This window comes from Tistrella sp. (assembly GCF_002684955.1).
Lineage (GTDB): Bacteria > Pseudomonadota > Alphaproteobacteria > Tistrellales > Tistrellaceae > Tistrella > Tistrella mobilis.
In genome coordinates, this window is the sequence record NZ_NYWI01000030.1 from 25,135 (window position 1) to 39,439 (window position 14,305).

General features: G+C 71.1%; 16 protein-coding genes. 12 read left to right on the forward strand and 4 right to left on the reverse strand.

Annotation, left to right across the window (positions count from 1 at the left end):
* Position 1: 1 nt before the first annotated feature.
* The 3 genes from CMO28_RS08995 to dnaQ are packed head-to-tail and all read left to right on the forward strand — an operon-like array spanning position 2 to position 2,289.
* The gene (locus tag CMO28_RS08995) at positions 2-898 is read left to right on the forward strand and encodes a shikimate dehydrogenase (protein WP_296712740.1); all 897 of its coding nucleotides are present in this window, start codon (positions 2-4) and stop codon (positions 896-898) included.
* Complete coding sequence (gene coaE / locus CMO28_RS09000; protein ID WP_062766657.1) at positions 892-1,560, forward strand: dephospho-CoA kinase; 669 nt, start codon at positions 892-894, stop codon at positions 1,558-1,560. The genes CMO28_RS08995 and coaE overlap by 7 nt, the downstream gene beginning before the upstream one ends.
* A 42-nt stretch (positions 1,561-1,602) precedes the next feature.
* Positions 1,603-2,289 (forward strand): DNA polymerase III subunit epsilon, encoded by a 687-nt coding sequence (gene dnaQ, locus CMO28_RS09005; protein ID WP_296712744.1) that lies wholly within the window; start codon positions 1,603-1,605, stop codon positions 2,287-2,289.
* Positions 2,290-2,293: 4 nt separating this feature from the next.
* Here dnaQ and CMO28_RS09010 read toward each other — a convergent pair whose 3' ends face one another.
* The 3 genes from CMO28_RS09010 to CMO28_RS09020 form a co-directional block, all read right to left on the reverse strand.
* Positions 2,294-3,151: a penicillin-binding transpeptidase domain-containing protein gene (locus CMO28_RS09010; RefSeq protein WP_296712748.1), complete on the reverse strand. Its 858-nt coding sequence runs from the start codon at positions 3,149-3,151 to the stop codon at positions 2,294-2,296.
* A 135-nt stretch (positions 3,152-3,286) separates the two neighbouring features.
* Positions 3,287-3,769, reverse strand: coding sequence for a protein-export chaperone SecB (secB, locus tag CMO28_RS09015; protein WP_062761288.1), 483 nt, complete (start codon positions 3,767-3,769; stop codon positions 3,287-3,289).
* A 140-nt stretch (positions 3,770-3,909) separates the two neighbouring features.
* Positions 3,910-4,434, reverse strand: coding sequence for an FxsA family protein (locus CMO28_RS09020; RefSeq protein WP_296712751.1), 525 nt, complete (start codon positions 4,432-4,434; stop codon positions 3,910-3,912).
* A 201-nt stretch (positions 4,435-4,635) separates the two neighbouring features.
* Here CMO28_RS09020 and CMO28_RS09025 point away from each other — a divergent pair, with 201 nt between their 5' ends.
* From CMO28_RS09025 to CMO28_RS09060, 8 genes are all read left to right on the forward strand, one after another.
* Positions 4,636-5,325 (forward strand): Tim44/TimA family putative adaptor protein, encoded by a 690-nt coding sequence (locus CMO28_RS09025; protein ID WP_296712753.1) that lies wholly within the window; start codon positions 4,636-4,638, stop codon positions 5,323-5,325.
* Positions 5,322-6,614 (forward strand): murein transglycosylase A, encoded by a 1,293-nt coding sequence (locus CMO28_RS09030; RefSeq protein ID WP_296712756.1) that lies wholly within the window; start codon positions 5,322-5,324, stop codon positions 6,612-6,614. Before CMO28_RS09025 ends, CMO28_RS09030 begins: the two co-directional genes overlap by 4 nt.
* 120 nt (positions 6,615-6,734) lie before the next feature.
* Positions 6,735-7,553, forward strand: a complete 819-nt coding sequence (locus tag CMO28_RS09035; RefSeq protein ID WP_062761281.1) for a (Fe-S)-binding protein — start codon at positions 6,735-6,737, stop codon at positions 7,551-7,553.
* Between the two features lie 16 nt (positions 7,554-7,569).
* Positions 7,570-9,051, forward strand: a complete 1,482-nt coding sequence (locus CMO28_RS09040; protein ID WP_062761279.1) for a LutB/LldF family L-lactate oxidation iron-sulfur protein — start codon at positions 7,570-7,572, stop codon at positions 9,049-9,051.
* A complete protein-coding gene (locus CMO28_RS09045) occupies positions 9,048-9,743 on the forward strand; it encodes a LutC/YkgG family protein (protein WP_062761276.1) in 696 nt (231 codons plus the stop codon). The genes CMO28_RS09040 and CMO28_RS09045 overlap by 4 nt, the downstream gene beginning before the upstream one ends.
* Before the next feature lie 8 nt (positions 9,744-9,751).
* Complete coding sequence (locus tag CMO28_RS09050; protein WP_296712764.1) at positions 9,752-10,630, forward strand: Smr/MutS family protein; 879 nt, start codon at positions 9,752-9,754, stop codon at positions 10,628-10,630.
* The gene (locus tag CMO28_RS09055) at positions 10,627-11,040 is read left to right on the forward strand and encodes a helix-turn-helix domain-containing protein (RefSeq protein ID WP_296712767.1); all 414 of its coding nucleotides are present in this window, start codon (positions 10,627-10,629) and stop codon (positions 11,038-11,040) included. Before CMO28_RS09050 ends, CMO28_RS09055 begins: the two co-directional genes overlap by 4 nt.
* An 18-nt stretch (positions 11,041-11,058) precedes the next feature.
* On the forward strand, positions 11,059-11,931 hold the full coding sequence (locus CMO28_RS09060) for a carbohydrate kinase family protein (RefSeq protein ID WP_296712770.1): 873 nt from the start codon (positions 11,059-11,061) through the stop codon (positions 11,929-11,931).
* Here CMO28_RS09060 and CMO28_RS09065 read toward each other — a convergent pair.
* On the reverse strand, positions 11,909-13,123 hold the full coding sequence (locus tag CMO28_RS09065) for an MFS transporter (protein ID WP_322111323.1): 1,215 nt from the start codon (positions 13,121-13,123) through the stop codon (positions 11,909-11,911). The genes CMO28_RS09060 and CMO28_RS09065 overlap by 23 nt on opposite strands.
* A gap of 128 nt (positions 13,124-13,251) precedes the next feature.
* On the opposite strand from CMO28_RS09065, the gene CMO28_RS09070 reads away from it, so the two are divergent.
* The gene (locus CMO28_RS09070) at positions 13,252-14,223 is read left to right on the forward strand and encodes an AraC family transcriptional regulator (protein ID WP_296712776.1); all 972 of its coding nucleotides are present in this window, start codon (positions 13,252-13,254) and stop codon (positions 14,221-14,223) included.
* Positions 14,224-14,305: the final 82 nt, after the last annotated feature.

The window sequence follows — 14,305 nt, forward strand, 5'->3', positions numbered from 1 at the left end:
GATGACCGAACCCCTGCATCCCGTCTGGATCAGCGGCGCCGCACGGCTGGCCGGCGTGATCGGACACCCCGTCACCCATTCGCGGTCGCCGCGCCTGCACGGCTTCTGGCTGGCACGCCACCGGATCGACGGCGCCTATCTGCCGCTGGCGATCCGGCCCGGGGATCTGGCCGAGACCCTGCCGGCCCTGCCCCGCATGGGCTTCCGCGGCGTCAATCTGACCCTGCCGCACAAGGAACTGGTGCTGCCGCTCTGCGACGAGGTCGAGCCGGTGGCCCGCGCGATCGGTGCGGTCAACACCCTGGTCTTCGGCGAGGACCACCGGATCACCGGCACCAATACCGACGCCTGGGGCTTCGGTGCCGCCCTGGCGGCCGGGGCGCCGGCACGCGATGCGGCGGCACCGGCCCTGGTGCTGGGGGCGGGGGGGGCTGCGCGCGCCGTGGTCTATGCCGTGGCCGAGGCCGGCGCCGAGCGGATCCTGATCGCCAACCGCACGGCCGAAAGGGCTGCGGCCCTGATCCGTGATCTGGCGCCACATTGCCCGGCGACGGTGCTGGAGGCGGTGGACTGGGCGGCCAGATCGGATCTGCTGGCCGGGTGCGGCACGCTGGTCAACACCACCAGCCTGGGGCTGCACGGCCAGCCGCCGCTCGAGATCGATCTTGCGCGGGCGGATGACCGGCTGGTGGTGTCGGACATCGTCTACGACCCGCTGGAGACCCCGGTCCTGGCGGCGGCCCGCGCCCGCGGGCTGGTCGCGGTCGACGGGCTGGGCATGCTGCTGCACCAGGCGGTGCCGGGCTTCGAGCGCTGGTTCGGGGTGCGGCCCGTGGTCGATGCGGCGCTGCGCCGGCATGTCGCCGCCGATCTGATCGGAGCGGAGGCCCCATGCTGATCATCGGCCTGACCGGTTCCATCGGCATGGGCAAGTCGACGACCTCGAAGATGTTCCGGCGGCTGCGCGTGCCGGTCTTCGATGCCGATGCGACCGTGCATGCCCTGCTCGCCCCCGGCGGCCGCGCCTTCCGGCCGGTGATCGAGCGCTTCCCCGAGGCACTGAAGGACGGGCGCATCGACCGGGTGGCGCTGGGCGCCCGGGTCTTCGGGCGCAAGGCGGAGCTGCGCGCGCTGGAGCGGATCATCCATCCGCTGGTGCGCGACGAGCAGCGCCGCTTCATCGCGACCCATGCCCGCCGGCGCGCACCGATGGTGGTGCTGGACATTCCGCTGCTGTTCGAAGGCGGCGGCGATGCCCATGTCGATGCCGTGCTGGTGGTGAGCGCGCCCAACTGGGTGCAGGCCCGCCGGGTGCTGGCCCGTCCGGGGATGACGCGGGCCAAGTTTCGCGACATTCTGTCGAAACAGGTGCCGGATGCCGAAAAGCGCCGCGGCGCCGATGCCGTGATCCAGACCGGGCTGGGCCATGGCCATGCCTTCCGGTCGCTGAAACTGGCGCTGGACGGGTTCGGCCGGCATCGCCACCAGATGTGGAAGCATCACTGGCACCGGCCACGGATCCGGCGGCCCACGGGGCCGCGCCGGCGCCCCGGCGGCTGAGATCGTCTTTATCCGCGTCTGCCGAACGAGGAGACGAGAAGCGTGCGTGAGATCGCCTTCGACACCGAAACCACCGGCTTCGACCCCGCCACCGGCGACCGGCTGGTCGAAATCGGCTGCGTCGAGATCCTGGATCAGGCGCGCACCGGTGCCGAATTCCATGTCTATATCAACCCCGAGCGCGACGTGCCCGAGGCGGCCGTGGCGGTGCACGGGCTGACGGCCGAGCGCCTGAAGACCGAGCCGGTCTTCGCCGAGGTCGCCGACCGCTTTCTGGACTTCGTGGGCGATGCGCCGCTGGTGGCGCATAACGCCGCCTTCGACATGCGCTTCATCAATGCCGAGCTGACCAGGCTGGGGCGCCAGCCCATCCCGATGTCGCGGTCGATCGACACCGTGCAGATGGCCCGCATCCGCTTTCCGGGCGCGCCGGCCAGCCTGGATGCGCTCTGCCGCCGCTTCGGCGTCGACAACAGCAACCGCCTGCTGCACGGCGCGCTGCTCGACGCCCAGCTGCTGGCCGAGGTGTATCTGCACCTTCTGGGCGACCGCCAGCGCGGTTTCGACCTGGCCGCCGACCGTCGGGGCGGACCGGGCGAGACCGACGGCCGCCGCCGCACGATCGCCCGGCCGCCCCGGGTCCACACGCCCACCCCGGCCGAGCTGGAGGCCCATCAGGCTTTTATCCTGAAGGAGGTGAAGGCGGCGATCTGGCTGGCTGAGGATTGACGCGTCAGCGCAGCAGCCCGTCGGTGCCGAAAAGATCGGCGAACAGGCTGTCGCGGGCGTGCGGGCCGGGGGGATCGCCGGGCCGGAAGCCACGCTCGTCCAGGATCAACCGGGTGAAGATCACCCGCCGGGTGGTGTCGCCCAGGCCCTGTTCTGCCCAGCCGACGAACCAGCCATAGGCCCCGCGCGATCCTTCCGCGCCCTGGCTGTCTGCGCCCTGGCCGTCGGCGGCCGGGCGCTTTGCGGCACCGGTCTTGCCCCAGACGCGCCAGCCCTGCGGTTGTGGTGACTGCTCCAGGATCTCTCGGGTCAGCGCCACCGTCCGTGCTGAGACCGGCAGCCGGCCCGTGATCAGCCGGGTGAGGAAATCGATCTGGCCTTCGGGCGAGATCCGCAGCGACGAGCCGATCCACGATCGGGTGAGACCGTTATCCGCCCCGGGATCGCCCGAGACATCGGCATTGCCGTAGCCGAGATCACGGGTGAGCGTCGCGAAACGGTCTGCGCCGAGCCGGGCGGTGATCGCTTGCGAGTACCAGACGACCGACTCATCGATCCAGCGGGTGGGGTGGGTATCCTGCTTCCACGATGCTCGCCAGGCCGGGTAGCCCGCGCGCCAGGGCAGGACCGGATGATGGGCGTCACCGAGGATGCCGGTCTCGAAACCCATGACCGCAAGCGCGATCTTGAAGGTCGAGGCGGGCGTGACCGGCACGGCGCAGGCCCCGCCCTCCCGCAGCAGCACCCGGTGATCGGCCGGATCGGTCACGAGGGTGCAGAGTGTGAGGGGGTTGGCACCGGCCGCGGTTGCAGGAAGCCACAGCGCAAGGGCCGGGAGGATGTGGCGGAAGGGGCCCGGCATTCCGATATCCTTCCAGGAAGAGGGTGTTCTGGGACGACGGTGGCTCTGAAAACGAAACGCCGCCGCCCCTGATCGGGGCGGCGGCGTTTCAGGCAGACGGCTGCGCTGCAGCGGCCGGGCCGCCGCCTCTGCGGCTTACTGCGGCTGGGCGCGGCGCTGCTGCTCGGCCTGGAACAGCTGCACGAAATCGATCGGGTCCAGCATCAGCGGCGGGAAGCCGCCGTCGCGGGTGGCATCGGCGATGATGCGGCGCGCGAAGGGGAAGAGCTGGCGCGGACCTTCGATCAGCAGGAAGGGCTGGATCTGCTCCTGCGGGAAGTTCTCGAGCATGAACACGCCGCCATAGGACAGCTCGCAGAGGAAGGTGGTGTTTTCCTCGTGCTTCGCCGAGGCGGACAGCTTCAGCTCGACCTCGTAATTGTCGTCGCCGAGCGGCTGGGCGCCGACATTCACCGAAACCTGGATGTTCGGCCGGCTCTGGGCCGAGGCGATCAGGGAGCGCGGCGCGTTCGGGTTCTCGAACGACAGGTCCTTGATGTACTGGATGGCGAGGCGGAAGCGCGGCGAAGCCTCGGCGCCGGCTGCGCCGTTGCCCTCGGGCGTCTGGGTGTCGGCCATGGGGTGCTGGTCTCCGGGTGACGCAGGTGTTGATCTGGGGCCGACCGGATCGCCGGCCATGTCGGGCGTAACATGTGCGCCCGCGCGGTGCAAGTGCAGCGCCGGGGATGGTGACCGGTGGTCGATCGCCGTCCTGTCGGTCAGCGGCCGATCAGCGGCGGCTCGTCGTCGTCGGGCCGGCGGCGACCGTCTGCCGGGCCGGGACGATCGGCGGGCGTCGAGTATTCGCCCTCGATGATCACGCTGCCGTCACGGCTGCGCCACTGGCTGCCGGGCTGGCCCGGCCCCGGGCGGCCGGTCATGACGAAGCGGGTGCGGGAGAGGATCTGGGTCTGCAGCAGCCGGCGGATCGCCGGCACCAGCAGCAGGCCGCCGATCGCATCGGTGAAGAAGCCGGGGACCATCAGCAGCACGGCCGCCAGCCCCAGGAACAGGCCGTCGAAGACCTGATCGACCGGCGCCTCGTTGCGGTTGAGCCGGGCCCGGGCCTCGGTCAGGGCCTTCAGACCCTGATGGCGCAGCATGGCGGCACCCGCCACCGCGGTCAGCACGCAGAGCGCCACCGTCGGCAGGGCGCCGATCTCGCTGCCCACCTGGATGAACAGGAAGACCTCGATCAGCGGCACGAAGAGGATTGCGAGAAGCAGAGAGACTGCGGCGACCATGCTTGCCCTTTCCTGAACCGACCCTTATGTAAGGGTGGAGGCGGCGCCGTCCAACCCTCGTCGCGTTCGTGCGACCCCATTTCCGCACCCATGCCATCGGGTGCCGGGATCCGCGGGTGCGAATGCCGGCCGGACGCGGCCGACCGATCGTGTTCCGCCGCCGAAATCCTTCGTGCGGACGTCTCCGACGGCCAGGTCCTGATGTCCATGGAATATCTCGACATCCTCTTCTTCGCCCTCGTCGCCGTGTTCGTGGCGCTGCGCCTGCGTGGCGTTCTGGGCACGCGCACCGGCCACGAACGGCCGCCGGAAGAGACGCGCAACCCGCTCTCCCCCCGCAGCGGCGACCCCAAGGCCGCCGAGGCCGGCGCCCAGCAGCCGGGGCCCGCCCGGGGGCTGCCCTTCCCGATGTCCGAGAAGGTGATGTCGCTGATCGACCAGCCGGCGCTGGAAGGGGTGGAATATATCCGCCGCGCCGATCGCAACTTCGATCCCAAGGGCTTCCTCGACGGCGCCCAGCAGGCTTTCGAGATGATCCTCGACGCCTTCGCCCGGGGCGATCGCCAGACGCTGGCCATGCTGCTGTCGCCGCAGGTGCTGGCCGGCTTCAACCAGGCGATCGATGCGCGTGAGCAGGCGGGCGAGACCCACAGCACCCGCATCGTGTCGGTGCGCGAGCCGCGCATCGCCGAGGCCCGGCTGGCCGGCAGCATGGCGCAGGTGACGGTGCGCTTCTCCACCACCCAGATCAACCAGACGCTGGACGCCGAGGGTCGCGTGGTCGCCGGCGGTGCCGAGGAGATCGATCTGATCGACCTCTGGACCTTCGAGCGCGATACCCGGTCGAGCGATCCCAACTGGATCCTGACCGCGACCCGCAGCGGCGAATGACCGCAATGCGCGGCCGCAGCCTGCGCCTTGCGGGCGCCTTCGCCGTGCTTGCGCTGGCCGGCGCGGCGCTGATCGGCGGCTGGTATCTCAGCACGCGCAACCTGCCGGAACCCGAGACGCCGCCGGCCCCGCAGCCGGCGGTGACCGCCGAGGGGCTGCGCTTCACCCGCATCGCCTTCGGCGACCTGCCCGGCTGGGACGACGACGACCAGTCGGCCGCACTCGGCGCCTTCCAGATCTCGTGCCGGATCATCCTGCGCCGGCCGGTGGCGGCGCCGCTCGACCGGGGCGGGCGCTTCGGCACGGTCGGTCACTGGCGGGATGTCTGCGGTGCGGCGGTGGATCTGCCGCTGGACGATGCCGGCGCGGCCCGTGCCTTCTTTGAACGCCATTTCAACGCCTGGCAGGTGGCGAAGCCGGATGGCGACACCAACGGCCTGTTCACCGGCTATTACGAGCCGGAACTGGCCGGATCGCTGACCCCCGACGCCCGGCACGACGTGCCGCTCTACCGCCTGCCCGAGGATCTGGTGGTGGCGGATCTGGGCGCCTTCGACGATGCGCTGGACGGTCGCCGTCTGGTCGGGCGGGTGGCCGACGGGCGGTTCGCCCCCTATTACGACCGCGCGGCGATCGCCGACGGCGTGCTCGACGGCCGCGGGCTGGAACTGCTCTGGGTCGACGACCCGGTCGATGCCTTCTTCCTGCAGATCCAGGGCTCGGGCCGGGTGCGGCTGCCCGACGGGCGGGTGCTGCGGGTGGGCTATGCCGGGGCCAATGGCCGGCCCTATCGATCGATCGGCAAGGTGCTGATCGATCAGGGCGAGATGAAGCCCGAAGAGGTGTCGCTGCAAAGCCTGCGCGCCTGGCTGGCCGCCCATCCCGACCGGATGGTCTCGATCCTGGATCAGAACCCCTCCTATGTGTTCTTCCGGCTGCTGGACGACGACGGGCCGCTGGGCGCCATGGGCGCGGTGCTGAGCCCGGGCCGGTCGCTGGCGGTCGACCGGTCGATGCTGCCGCTGGGGGCGCCGGTCTGGCTGGATGCCAGCTATCCGGCGGGCGTCGGCGCGCTTTCGGAAACGCCGCTCCGGCGGCTGATGATCGCGCAGGATACCGGCGGCGCGATCAAGGGGGCGGTGCGCGGCGACGTGTTCTGGGGTCCGGGCGATTTCGCCGAGCTGGTCGCCGGGCGGATGAAGGAGCGCGGCAGCTATGCCGTGCTGCTGCCGCTCGCCATCGATCCGTCGACCGTACCGGCCCCGGAGACGGAAGCAGCGGGCGGTTGAGCGCCCGGAGGTGAGCGGCAGGCTTGCCTCCGCGGCCACATCGCCCCATCCTCGTCCGCAAATGCCGGCCGGCCCCGCAGAAGCGCGGGCCTGTCCGAAGCTTCAGAAGGACGAGCGACGGTGAATACCCCAAGCGAGACGGCGGCAAAGCCCGCCCGTGCGCGCGAACCGGCCACGGTCGGCCTGTTCGCGACCTGTCTGGTGGATCTGTTCCGGCCGAGCGTGGGGTTCGCCACGGCGAAGCTGCTGGAAGAGGCCGGCTGCCGGGTGGTGGTGCCCGACAGCCAGACCTGTTGCGGCCAGCCGGCCTTCAATTCGGGCGACCGGGCCGATGCCCGCGCGATCGCGCGCGAGGTGATCGCTGCCTTCGAGCCCTTCGACTATGTGGTCGTGCCGTCGGGATCCTGCGGCGGCATGATCTCGCACCATTATCCCGAGCTGCTGCGCGACGATCCGGACTGGGGGCCGCGGGCCCGCCGGCTGGCGGCGAAGACCTATGAGCTGATGGCCTTCCTGGTCGATGTCCGCGGCATGGAGGGGGTGAAGGCGAGGCTGGATGCCACCGTCACCTATCACGACAGCTGTTCGGGCCTGCGCGAGCTGGGGGTGAAGGCACAGCCGCGCAAGCTGCTGGGCACCGTCGAGGGGCTGACCCTGAACGAGCTGCCGGGGGCCGAGGAATGCTGCGGCTTCGGCGGCACCTTCTGCGTGAAATACCCTGAAATCTCGGGCCGCATGGTCTCCAACAAGGTGGCGGATATCCGCGCCACCAATGCCGATCTGCTGCTGGCGGGCGATATGGGCTGCCTGCTGAACATGGCCGGGCGGCTGAAGCGCGAGGGCTCCACCATCCAGGTCCGCCACGTGGCCGAGGTTCTGGCCGACATGACCGACACCGCAGCCATCGGCGACACCGCCGCCGGCGCGGACCGGCGCTGAGCGGGAGGGCGATCCGATGGAGGCGACCAGTCACCGCTTTAAGGACAATGTCCACGACGCCCTGGGCGATGCCAATCTTCAGGCCTCGCTCGCCAAGATCCGCTCGGGCTTCGTGCCCAAGCGGGCGGCCGCCGCGGCGGCCCTGCCCGAGTTCGAGACGCTGCGCGACCAGGCGCGCGACATCAAGAACCACGTGCTCGGCCATCTCGACATCTATCTGGAGCGCTTCGCCGAGGCGGTGGAGGCCCGGGGCGGCAAGGTCCATTGGGCCGAGACCGCGGCTGATGCCCGGCGGATCATTCTGGACCTGGCGCGCGCCGGCAATGCCCGGACCGTCACCAAGTCGAAATCGATGGTGACGGAAGAGATCGCGCTCAACGATGCGCTGGAAAAGGCCGGGATCGAGCCGATCGAGACCGATCTGGGCGAGTACATCATCCAGCTGGCCAAGGAGCCGCCGAGCCACATCATCGCGCCGGCGATCCACAAGACCAAGGAACAGGTGGCGGAGCTGTTCCTGCGCCATCACGGCCGCTATGGCAAGACCCGCCGCCTGACCGAGCCGACCGACATGGTCCGCGAGGCGCGCGAGGTGCTGCGCCAGAAATATCTGGACGCCGATGTCGGCATCACCGGCGCCAATTTCCTGGTCGCCGAGACCGGATCGATCATCCTGGTGACCAATGAGGGCAATGCCGACCTGACCCTGTCGCTGCCGAAGCGCCATATCGTGCTGGCCGGCATCGAAAAGCTGGTGCCGACGCTGGAAGACGCCTCGACCATGCTGAGAGTGCTGGCACGGTCGGCCACGGGGCAGGAGTTCTCGTCCTATACCACGCTGGTGACCGGCCCGAAGCGCGAGGGCGATCTGGACGGGCCCGAGGAATTCCATGTGGTGCTGCTGGACAACGGCCGCTCGGGCATGGTGGGCACCGAATTCCAGGACATGCTGCGCTGCATCCGCTGCGGCGCCTGCATGAACCATTGCCCGGTCTACGGCACCGTCGGCGGCCATGCCTATGGCTGGGTCTATCCGGGCCCGATGGGGGCGGTGCTGACCCCGGCGCTGATCGGCGTGGAAGAGGCGGGCCACCTGCCCAATGCCTCGACCTTCTGCGGGCGCTGCGAACAGGTCTGCCCGGTGCGGATCCCGCTGCCGCGGATGATGCGCGCCTGGCGGACCCGGGAATTCGAACGCCATCTCAGCCCCGCCTCGCAGCGCTGGGGGCTTGGGGTCTGGGCCTGGTTCGCGAAACGGCCCCGGGCCTATCGCCTCGTCACGCGCACCGCGGCCGCCCTGCTCGGCCGGATGGGCCGGTCTCAGGGTCGGCTGAAGCGGCTGCCGCTCGCCGGGGGCTGGACCCGTGTCCGCGACATGCCGGCGCCCGAAGGCCGCAGCTTCGTGGCCGCCTGGAAGGCCGATGGCCGCCCGACCCAGGCGCCGGGGGACGCCACCGCCCGCCGCCATCGCGGGTCAGCGAAGGAGCAGGGCCGATGACCATCTCCCAGGGCGACGATGCCCGCGCCCGCATTCTGGGCGCGGTGCGCGCCGGCATCCGCCGCGATCCGGCGAACGAGGCCGAGGCCCGGGCCCGGGTCGCCGCCCGGATCGAGGCCCACCGCCCCAACACCATCCCGGCCCGGGCCGATCTGGACCCGGCCGGCCGGGTGTCGCTGTTCATCGACCAGCTGCAGAAGGTGGCGGGCACGGTGACCCGGGTCGCGCGCCTGGACGAGGTGCCGGCGGCGGTGGTCGACTACATGGCCGCCTGCAACCTGCCGATGGCCGCCGGCCGGGCGCCCGACCCGCTGCTCGACCGGATCGACTGGGCGGGGGCGGCACCGCTGCTGACCCTGCGCGCAGGCCCGGCCGAGGCGGCCGACGAGGTCTCGGTGACCAGCGCCTTCGCCGGCATCGCCGAAACCGGCACGCTGGCCCTGGCGTCGGGGCCCGAGCATCCGACCACGCTGAATTTCCTGCCCGAGACCCATATCGTGGTGCTGCCCGCCTCACGCGTGGAACGCGCCTACGAGGATGTCTGGGCCAGGCTGCGCACCGAACGCGGTGCCCCGCCGCGTACCTTCAACCTGATCACCGGCCCCAGCCGCACCGGCGACATCGAGCAGCAGATCGAGCTTGGTGCCCACGGACCGCGGCGGCTGCATGTGGTGATCGTCGACGAGGTCTGACCCTGCCCATGCCCGCACGTCCTCCCCGAACCGGCGACCAGGACGCGCTTCGGCCCGATCCCGAGGCCGAGGCGCGGTTGTTCGAACGGGCGATGCGCTCGGAAGACGTCGCCGAACGCTCGTCGCTGCGCGGCCCCGATCTGCCCTCGGTTCATGCAACCGCGGCGGCGGGGGACGAGCAGGGCGTGGCGCCCGCCACCCGCCGGCGCGCGGCCGCCGTACCGCCCCCCGCCCCGCAGGCCAGGCCGGTGCCGCGTTCCGCCCGCGGCATCAGCCGGGGGGAGCTGGACCTGTTCGGCTCGGCGATGAGCGATGTGAAACCGCTTCCCGGTCACGCGGTGGCGGTGCCGCCCCCGCCGCCACCTCTGCCGCCGGTTCCCGAGCTGCCGGGGACCATGGTTGCGGCGGCCGTGCCCGGGCCCGCATCTTCAGGCCGCCGGCCGGCCGCACCCGAACCGCTTCAGGCGCTGACCGGCAAGGCCTTCGACGGGCTGGACCGGCGCAGCCAGGCCCGGCTGCGCCGCGGCGCCATGCCGGTGGAGGCGATGCTGGACCTTCACGGCCATGGCCGCGAGGTGGCCCGCGGCATGCTGGTCGATTTCATTGCCCGGTCCCATGCCCGCGGCCTGCGCTGCGTGCTGGTGATCACCGGCAAGGGGGGGCCCAGGCCGCAGCCGGTGGTGCGCCGCCGCGGCATGGCCGTGCCCGAGACCCCCGAGCCGCCGCGCGAGCCCTGGGCGACCAACCCGGCCGGCGTGATCCGCAGCGAGCTGCCGCGCTGGCTGAACGAGCCCGAGACCCGGTCGAAGGTGCTGGCCTTCACCCAGGCCCGGCAGATGCATGGCGGCTTCGGCGCCGCCTATATCCTGCTCAAACGCGAGCGGTGACACCCTTCGGAGAGCGCCTGCGCCAGCTTCGGGCCGCGCGCGGGATCAGCCAGAAGCAGATGGCCCGCGATCTGGAGATCTCCAACGCCTATCTCTCGGCGCTGGAACATGGCCGGCGCGGCGTGCCGACCCGGTCGCTGCTGATCCAGATCTGCACCTATTTCAACATCATCTGGGACGAGGCCGAGGAACTGGAGCGGCTGGCCGGGCTGTCCGATCCCAAGGTGACGGTAGACCCCGCCGGCCTGGATCCCCGGGCCACCCGCCTGGCCAATCTGGTGGCCCGGCGGATCGCCACGCTGGACGGGCCCACCCTCGACCGGCTGCTCGCGGTCCTCGACGCGGCGCGCCCCGACGGTCAGACTGGTCGGGGTCGGGCCGGCGAGCGGCTACCCGACCCCGCTGACTGATCGGAGGACATTCCGCCCATGGTTGCCCCCTTCCCTGCCCGTATCGCCGTCGTCGGCAGCCTGAATGCCGATCGGGTGATCCGCCTGGACCGGCCCATCGTCTCGGGCGGACGGCCGCGCGGGGTGGACGAGGGCCCGCGCATCGGCGGGTCCGGCGCCAATGTCGGCACGGCGCTCGCCCTTGCCGGCCATCACCCGGCGCTGATCACCCGCGTGGCCCATGATGCGCTGGGCGACCGGCTGGTGGCGGATGTGACCGCCTGCGGGCTGGATGTCTCCAGGCTCGACCGCAATCTCGACCACTCGCCCGAGACCATGCTGCTGCTGGATCCCGAAGGCGAGCGGACCATCCTGAAGATCGGCCATCATCTGGCCTGGGTGCCGCCGGAAAGCGTGCTCGACGGCATGGATGCCCTGTTCCTGAACAGCCGCAACCCCGAGGCTGGCCGGCTGCTGGTGGCCGCCGCCGAACGCGGCCTGCCGGCGATCGCCCAGATCCCGCCGGCCGAACATGAACCGACCCTGCCGGCCGGCAGCTGGCCGGCGCGGGTCTTCGTGGCCTCGATCGACGATCTGGCGCCGGCCGCGGCGGCGGACCCGCTCGGCGCCGCACAGCGGCTTGCCGGTGACCGGCTGGAGTGGGTGGTGGTCACCCACGGCGCCGAGGGGTCGGAAGCTTTTGCCGCCGACGGCCGGAAGATCAGCTGCCCGGCCCGGAAGGTCGACCATGTGATCGACACCACCGGCGCCGGCGACGCCTTTGCCGGCGGGCTGACCGACGCCTGGCTGCGCGGGCTGGAGATGGGGCAGGCGCTGGCGCGGGGCAGTGCCTTCGGCGCCCGGGCGGTGCAGACCGAAGGCAGCGTGCTCAAATCCCTTCCCGCGGACTGAGTGTGCCCCGCGGACTGATCCTGACGCGCGTCAGGATCAGCAGGGCGGCGGCGGCCAGCACCAGGGTGGCCGCGAGGAAAACCCCCGGGGCGCCGTTCAGATCGAAGATGACCCCGCCCGCGGCCGCACCGGTGGCGATGGCGAGTTGGATCGCGGCCACGATCAGCCCGCCGCCGCTTTCGGCCTCGTCGGGGGCCGCCCGGGTCAGCCAGGTGGACCAGGCGACCGGCACCGCGCCGAAGGCCATGCCCCAGAGCGCCAGCATCACCGCATCGCCGAAGACGGTGCCGCCGGCCAGCACCAGCCCCAGGCCCAGCACGACCATCAGCGCCGGCATCGCCACCAGCACCGCCTTCAGGTTGCGGGCGATGGCCGGCCCCGCAAGGCCGGTGCCCAGAAAATTGGCGAGGCCGAAGCCGAGCAGGATGGCCGACACGCCCTGGATGCCCACGCCGGTCACCGTCTCCAGGAAGGGACGGACATAGGTGAAGACGGCGAAATGACCGGTGAAGACCATCAGCACCGCGACCATGCCGGCACCGACCCGGGGCCGGCGCAGCACCAGCACCAGCGTGCCGAGCCGGGTGGTGGCCGAGGCGGCCATGCGCGGCAGGGTGGCGAACTGGACCAGGAAGGCCGCGAGGCCGAGCCCGGCCGCCATCAGGAAGACCGCCCGCCAGCCCAGCTGATCCCCCAGGAAACTGCCGAGCGGCGCCGCGGCGACGGTGGCGGCCGAGACGCCGCCGAAGACCATCGACAGCGCCCGGGGGATCGCCGCTTCCGGCCCCAGCCGCATCACGGTGGCGGTGGACATGGCCCAGAACCCGCCCAGTGCCACGCCCAGCACCAGCCGGGCCGCGATCAGCACGGGCAGGCTTGAGGCAACGGCCGCGAGCAGGTTGGAGGCGACGAGCAGGCCCGAGAAGCCGAGCAGCACCACCCGCCGGTCCAGCCCGCGGGTCGCGGCCGGGATCAGCAGGCTGGCGAGGAGGCCGATGGCGGCGGTGGCGGTGACCGCCTGCCCGGCCAGGCCTTCGGTGACGCCCAGATCTGCGGCCATGGGAGTGAGCAGGCTGGCCGGCAGGAATTCCGCCGTCACCAGCCCGAAGACGCCGAGCGCCATGGAAAACACGGCCCCCCAGGCGGGGGCGGCGCTGCCTGCCGGAGCGGCCGTCGCGACAGCCTCGTTCATCATCTGATCCTTGTCGACGGAAGGCGGGGAGAGGGGGGGAGGTTGGAGGAAGAGAGCGGAAGGTAGGCTGGACTTGCCGGACGATCCATGCCATCTGATCCGGAAGCTTTGATCGAAAGTCCGGAACCATGGCCGAGCTTCTGTCCGATCCGATGAGCGAGCTGCTGATGGGCATGCGGCTCGACGGTGTCCGCTATCGGCGGATCCAGATCGCCCGCCCGCGCGGGGTGCGGTTCGGGCCGCGACAAGACGACCCCTCTGATGAAGGGCGGGCACAGTTCCACTTCGTGGCCCGCGGCGAGGTCTTCCTGCAAAGCCCCTCGGGCGAGCTGCTGCGGCTGGGGCCTGGCGATGCGGCATTGTTGCCCCGCGGCGGCATCCATGCCCTGCTCTCCGATCCCGCCCGGCCCGGACAGGATCTCGACGATTTCGCGGCCCGGACGCTCTGTGCGCAGGTAGAGGCGGTGCAGGCCTGTGATGCGGAATGCTGCCCCAGGACGGGTGCTGTGGTGTTCAGCGGTTGCATGAGCTTCGATCTGGGGGGCATGCAACCCCTGGTGGCGCTGATGCCCGAGGTGATGTCGGTCGCCACCCTGATCGACCGCACGCCCGAAATCCTGCCGATGCTGGAGGCGATGGAGCGCGAGGCCTGCGCCGAACGCGCCGGTTTTGCCGCGATCCTGGCGCGGCTGGCCGATGTGGTCGCGGCCTCGATCCTGCGCGGCTGGGTGGAGAACGGCTGCGGCGAAGCCTCGGGCTGGGTGCAGGCGCTGCGCGATCCGCGCCTGGGCCGGGCGCTGGCGGCCCTGCATCGCGACCCCGGCCGCGACTGGACGGTGGCGGAGCTGGCCGGCCTTGCCGGTGCCTCGCGCTCGGTGTTTGCCGAACGCTTCCTGGCCGCCACCGGCACCACGCCGCTGCGCTATCTGGCCGGCCTGCGCATGCGCCTCGCCACCCGCTGGATCGGCCGCGACCGGCTGCCGATCGACATCGTCGCCGACCGGCTGGGTTATGCCTCGCAGGCGGCGTTCAGCCGGGCATTCAAGCGGGTGACGGGGCAGTCGCCGGGGGCGGTGCGGAGCACGCTGCCGGCGGTGTAGCCTCTCTCCAATTACTTGATAAACAAAAATTTAAATCTTGCGGTTGAATATCATCGAATGAACTTGATGTTCTTGACCTGTT

Excerpts from the sequence above, each read along its gene's own strand:
- CMO28_RS09050 (WP_296712764.1), top strand. The coding sequence starts at position 9,752 with ATGCCCGCACGTCCTCCCCGAACCGGCGACCAGGACGCGCTTCGGCCC.
- CMO28_RS09030 (WP_296712756.1), top strand. The coding sequence starts at position 5,322 with ATGACCGCAATGCGCGGCCGCAGCCTGCGCCTTGCGGGCGCCTTCGCC.
- CMO28_RS09010 (WP_296712748.1), bottom strand. The coding sequence starts at position 3,151 with ATGCCGGGCCCCTTCCGCCACATCCTCCCGGCCCTTGCGCTGTGGCTT.
- coaE (WP_062766657.1), top strand. The coding sequence starts at position 892 with ATGCTGATCATCGGCCTGACCGGTTCCATCGGCATGGGCAAGTCGACG.
- CMO28_RS09060 (WP_296712770.1), top strand. The coding sequence starts at position 11,059 with ATGGTTGCCCCCTTCCCTGCCCGTATCGCCGTCGTCGGCAGCCTGAAT.
- CMO28_RS09040 (WP_062761279.1), top strand. The coding sequence starts at position 7,570 with ATGGAGGCGACCAGTCACCGCTTTAAGGACAATGTCCACGACGCCCTG.
- CMO28_RS08995 (WP_296712740.1), top strand. The coding sequence starts at position 2 with ATGACCGAACCCCTGCATCCCGTCTGGATCAGCGGCGCCGCACGGCTG.
- CMO28_RS09025 (WP_296712753.1), top strand. The coding sequence starts at position 4,636 with ATGTCCATGGAATATCTCGACATCCTCTTCTTCGCCCTCGTCGCCGTG.
- CMO28_RS09020 (WP_296712751.1), bottom strand. The coding sequence starts at position 4,434 with ATGGTCGCCGCAGTCTCTCTGCTTCTCGCAATCCTCTTCGTGCCGCTG.
- CMO28_RS09045 (WP_062761276.1), top strand. The coding sequence starts at position 9,048 with ATGACCATCTCCCAGGGCGACGATGCCCGCGCCCGCATTCTGGGCGCG.
- CMO28_RS09070 (WP_296712776.1), top strand. The coding sequence starts at position 13,252 with ATGGCCGAGCTTCTGTCCGATCCGATGAGCGAGCTGCTGATGGGCATG.
- secB (WP_062761288.1), bottom strand. The coding sequence starts at position 3,769 with ATGGCCGACACCCAGACGCCCGAGGGCAACGGCGCAGCCGGCGCCGAG.
- CMO28_RS09065 (WP_322111323.1), bottom strand. The coding sequence starts at position 13,123 with ATGAACGAGGCTGTCGCGACGGCCGCTCCGGCAGGCAGCGCCGCCCCC.